The organism is Bradyrhizobium sp. (assembly GCF_035570375.1).
In the GTDB taxonomy this organism is placed as follows: Bacteria; Pseudomonadota; Alphaproteobacteria; order Rhizobiales; family Xanthobacteraceae; genus Bradyrhizobium.
This window is the reverse complement of record NZ_DATMLW010000238.1, coordinates 1-4,085: the sequence shown is the minus strand read 5'-3', so window position 1 is coordinate 4,085 and position 4,085 is coordinate 1. Positions and strand designations below refer to the sequence as shown.

Genomic DNA, 4,085 nt, shown 5'->3' with positions numbered 1-4,085 from the left:
GGCGTCGTCGCAGTCGCTGCCGATGATAGCGGCGTCATTTACGAAGGTGCTTTTGGACGCCGAGCAGTCGGCAGCACCGAACCAATGACGCTCGACTCTGTGTTTCGGATTGCATCGATGACCAAGGCCATCACCGGCACGGCGGCGATGCAGCTGGTCGAAAAGGGCCGTATCGGTCTCGAACAACCGATGGGCGACGTATTGCCATTGGTACGGGATGTGAAAGTGCTGGAGGGCTTCGATGGAGATGGCACGCCTCGACTGCGTGATCCCAAAACGCCGGTCACGCTCCGGCACCTGCTGACGCACACTGCCGGTTATGGCTACGACATCTTCAACCCCGATCTAGCTCGTTACGTCCAGATCGCCGGCCTGCCCAGTATCCTAAGCCGCAGGAACGACGCCTTGCGCGTGCCATTGCTATTCGATCCCGGCTCCGGCTGGGAATACGGCATAGGCCTCGATCTTGTAGGCAAGGTGATCGAGGAGGTGACCGGCGAGGATTTGGAAAGTTACTTCCGGCGGCACATCCTTGATCCGCTCGGCATGCGTGACACGGGCTTCTTGTTGCGCAACGACATGGCACGGCGTCTCGTCGGAACGCACATGCGAGGCCCCGACGGCAAACCGATCGCGATCAGCATCGAGCCCATGGAGGAAGCGGAGTTTCACACTGGCGGCGCAGGGCTCTTCTCCACCGCGCCTGACTACGTCACTTTTACTCGTATGCTGCTGGCAGGCGGCGCGCTCGACGGCGTCGAAGTGCTCAAGCCGGAGACGGTCAAGCTGATGGCGCGCAATGCCATCGGCGACCTTAACGTCCCCATGGTGCGCAGCAATAACCCTGCGCTGGCGCTTGAAGTCGAAACATTCCCTGGGCAAATCAAGAAATGGGGGCTGACTTTCCTCATCAACACGGAGGACATTGAAGGCTTTCGTTAGGCCGGAAGCCTGACGTGGCACGGAGTCCACAACACTTACTTCTGGATTGATCTCAAGAAGCGGATCACGGCCGTCGCCTTGATGCAGATCCTACCTATCGGTGATCCCATTGTACAAGAGACGATGATCGCTTTCGAACGGGCACTTTACGCTGCAATCGCATGACCGGCTGCCTCAGTCTTTACTAAGATGTCCGCTTAGCAGCGTATCGCAGACCAAAGTCGGAGCCGGTGCGACCTCGCCGATGTGCCAATCGCATCTTTTTGCGCTGCACCGAAGTAAGCTATCACGCGATCGCCGCGCCGCCTATTCGATTACCTCGTCGGCAGTGGCGACCAGCGTCGGCGTTAGGGTGAGGCCGAGCGCGCTCGCAGTTTTGAGATTGACGACCAGCTTGAACTTTGTCGGCCGTTCGACGGGCAGGTCGGCACGCTTTGCGCCTTTCAGTATTTTGTCGACGTAAAACGGTGCGCGGCGGAGCGACGGGCCAGAAACGGACTTCAATTGCCGTTGCAGAAACCTCTATCTCCAATTTTCAATTCACTTCGGCAAGCAGCTTTGTCAGATCGCTGACCTGGATATTCTCAAGCGACCGCACGGCGCTCTTGATGTCACGGCCCAATTGCGCGCCGACATGGCCTGCCGTGAGCTTGTCGAACTTGGCGCTGATCTCCTCCCAGCTGAATGGCCGCGTCGGAAATCCAGGATAATTCGATACCTCGTGGCTGAACGACTGACCGCTTTTAAGCCGCACGGTTATCCGGCTAGGGAACTCGGCAGGAAAACGAGCCGTGAAGCTCTCGTCTGGTTTCACGCTGACCTTAAGGAGAAGGCTTTGGACGTCCGGCTTCGCAATTCGTTCGGGGTTGAGCTGTGCCGTCTGAACATCGCGATCAAACAAGGCAACCGCCAGCAGGTAGGGAAGGCTATGATCGGCGTCTTCCTTGGTATGGACGTTGGTCTTTGGACCGAAGCGTCCACCGCCAGTGAAGTCATAAGTGTCCTGGACCACATCGGCTTCGATGCTCACGATCTCGGCGGGATCAAATGGGTAGATCTTGTGTAACTCGAGGATGCAGCAGATCGCCGATTCAGTAGGGACGGCGCTGTTGTAGCTCTTTAGAGAAAGCCGATCGAAGCAATCCAATTTTGCATGCTTCCAGTCGATGTTGACCGCCTGGTCGAGCGCCTGAGCCAGTCCACATGAACCTTCAATCACATACTTCGGTCCGGTTACTCCCCGCGATGCCAGGAAGACCGCGTTGACACACCCGAAAGCCACTTGTGACGAGGTCAGGCCCTTCCATTGCGAGATCGGAGTGGTCCGTGCAACAAGCAGCTGAAATCCGGTTTGACCGCAGATTTCTATAGCAGCCGCTGTCTTTACCTCGTCCAGCGCGAGCGCTTTGGCGACTCCGGCGCCTACCGAGTAGGGCAGCGCGGTCGTAAGGTCAAAGCCGCGCTCCATGAACGGCGCGGAGGCGGTCAGCATCGACTGTACTTGGTAAGCAACCGCTAGTGCGGTCAAGAACTCTTTGCCTGATCGTCCGGCGTGCTCGCAGCCGCCAAGCACCGCTCCGGTGTTGTCGGACGGATGACAGAGCTCGGGACCGGCGAGGAAACTGTCCATGAAATCGATGTAGCGAACCAGTGCCGTATTGTACGAAGTCGCGTAGACGACGTTGGCTGTGCCGCCGCCGATGAGTGTGCAACGACCATTCAGGCCGCCGAACTCTTTTGCCTGAGCCAAGCACGCCGCAGTCGGTGGTGCTCCGATGGCAACGATGGCGCAGGCCAACGAATCCAGAATGCTCACCTTAAGCCGTTCCCGCCGCTCGGGAGTGAGGTCTTGGTATGTCACCCTGCACGCGAATTTCGCCATGCCCTCGGCTTGGCTTTGGCCGCTGATGATCGCCTTCGGTTTTTCTGCACAGTGGCCGTCAGCGGCGGGCTGGCTTGCCATGCCCGACTCGACCGCTTGCAAGAATCTTCGAGGATGGTCCTTCATGTTCGGCGTCCTTCACGATGCACATGTCGCTCGGTGATGCTCCTCTCCGGAGGATCACTCCCGCTAGATCGGATTCTCGGCGAACAGGCGCGCCACGAGGGCGGAATCGAGATATGCTCGAACCTCCACTATCGTGTCATTCGCAAAGCGGCAGACCCAGCAATAGCGGTTGTCGAATCTGAGACCATTCTTCGCGGTCGCCAAGGAATGAAGTTCTACGACCGCCTGATCGTCCTTCACGAGCAGATGCTCGACGACGAGTTGAGCTCCGCGAGGCAGAACCTCGGCCAGCTTCGCGAAGGTCCCCGCCACGAAATCAGATTTCGACTTATAGTGACCGGCGAGCGGATGGGTCCCTTCGACAATCCAGTCGACCTTATCGTCTACATGCTCGAAAAAACCCGCGCCGTCGCCTTGCTCGAGACCCTTGAAGATTTTTCGGACGTCGACTTCGGTAATCATAAGTGCCTCCTGTCTTTACGCGAGCAACTCCGTTGCTCGACGTTCGTTCGGACGAATTGTCCTTGCCCCAAAACCTAGACCTGCGCGCCTCATTGGTCCAATATATGATAGAGGCTTTCGTGATCTGTTTTGGAGATATCGCCTGGCCCACGGCGCGGAGCTCACGGAGGCCGGCAAGGTGTTCCTGGCCGGTGTGGAGGAGATGCCGTTGATCGCCGAGCGCGCCACCATGGCGGCGCGGCGCGCAGCGCGCGGCGAGACCGGATCGCTGCGTGTCGGATTCACGTCGACGGCGACGTTTAACGTCGTTGTACCGTCGGCGATCCGCACCTTTCGCCGCGCCTACCCGGAAATCCACCTCACGCTGGAGGAAGCGAATACAACACGGCTCATTACCGGCTTGCGCGAGGGAACGCTCGACGTCGTGTTCCTGCGGCCAGGCACGTCCGGTACCGAAGAGCTACAGCTGCGCCGGCTCTCAGATGACCCGATTGTGGTCGCCCTTCCCAAGCGGCATCCTGCTTCCGCTCTTGAAGAGATCGATCTCGCGATATTGAAGGACGATCCGTTTCTGTTGTTTCCGCGGGAAATCGCTCCGACGCTCTATGACACGATTGTCGACGCCTGTCGGAAAGCTGGCTTCCAGCCCGTCATCGGCCAAGTCGCGCCACAC

At 58.7% G+C, this 4,085-nt stretch carries 5 protein-coding genes; 2 read left to right on the top strand and 3 right to left on the bottom strand.

Features of this window, described 5'->3' with window-relative positions; genetic code table 11:
- Positions 1–942: serine hydrolase domain-containing protein (locus VNX23_RS25950; RefSeq protein WP_325634421.1), on the top strand; the 942-nt coding region annotated here is incomplete at its 5' end.
- A gap of 306 nt (positions 943–1,248) precedes the next feature.
- Here the strand turns inward: VNX23_RS25950 and VNX23_RS25945 are convergent.
- The 3 genes from VNX23_RS25945 to VNX23_RS25935 all read right to left on the bottom strand — a co-directional run bounded on the left by VNX23_RS25945 (position 1,249) and on the right by VNX23_RS25935 (position 3,412).
- Positions 1,249–1,446 (bottom strand): ABC transporter substrate binding protein, encoded by a 198-nt coding sequence (locus tag VNX23_RS25945; RefSeq protein ID WP_414643082.1) that lies wholly within the window; start codon positions 1,444–1,446, stop codon positions 1,249–1,251.
- A 31-nt stretch (positions 1,447–1,477) separates the two neighbouring features.
- Positions 1,478–2,950, bottom strand: coding sequence for an MmgE/PrpD family protein (locus VNX23_RS25940; protein WP_325634420.1), 1,473 nt, complete (start codon positions 2,948–2,950; stop codon positions 1,478–1,480).
- Positions 2,951–3,013: 63 nt separating this feature from the next.
- On the bottom strand, positions 3,014–3,412 hold the full coding sequence (locus VNX23_RS25935; RefSeq protein WP_325634419.1) for a nuclear transport factor 2 family protein: 399 nt from the start codon (positions 3,410–3,412) through the stop codon (positions 3,014–3,016).
- A 178-nt stretch (positions 3,413–3,590) separates the two neighbouring features.
- Here VNX23_RS25935 and VNX23_RS25930 point away from each other — a divergent pair.
- Positions 3,591–4,085: LysR substrate-binding domain-containing protein (locus VNX23_RS25930; protein ID WP_325634418.1), on the top strand; the 495-nt coding region annotated here is incomplete at its 3' end.

Bases quoted from the DNA above. Each gene is read 5' to 3' on its own strand.
- VNX23_RS25940 (WP_325634420.1), bottom strand. From the start codon at position 2,950: ATGAAGGACCATCCTCGAAGATTCTTGCAAGCGGTCGAGTCGGGCATG.
- VNX23_RS25935 (WP_325634419.1), bottom strand. From the start codon at position 3,412: ATGATTACCGAAGTCGACGTCCGAAAAATCTTCAAGGGTCTCGAGCAA.